Annotated in this window: 1 protein-coding gene; it reads right to left on the bottom strand. The window is 39.3% G+C overall.

Features of this window, described 5'->3' with window-relative positions:
• Positions 1–206, bottom strand: a 206-nt coding sequence (locus FD17_RS13285; protein ID WP_162256796.1) for a hypothetical protein, incomplete at both ends; no start/stop codon positions are given.

The raw sequence follows: 206 nt of genomic DNA, 5'->3' as shown, positions 1-206 counted from the left end.
TTTTGACTGGAGTGCCGATAGTAGTCGATGTTGGTTGACCTTTTTCATCAACCAAGTAATGGTCGACCGTCAAGGCATTCGCAGAATTTCCATCAATCGTATTTCCAGATACATAGACATTGGCATTCTGATCTTGAGTTCCCCAAGTTAATTCACGAACCTGTGTTTTCTGGTATTCTTTCAATTCATCATTAGTAGCAAAATGA

Origin of the sequence: Lentilactobacillus sunkii DSM 19904, from assembly GCF_001435575.1 — a bacterium.
GTDB classification, from domain to species: Bacteria; Bacillota; Bacilli; order Lactobacillales; family Lactobacillaceae; genus Lentilactobacillus; species Lentilactobacillus sunkii.
Note: the sequence above shows the minus strand (reverse complement) of the source record. Positions and strands in the feature narration are given on the sequence as shown.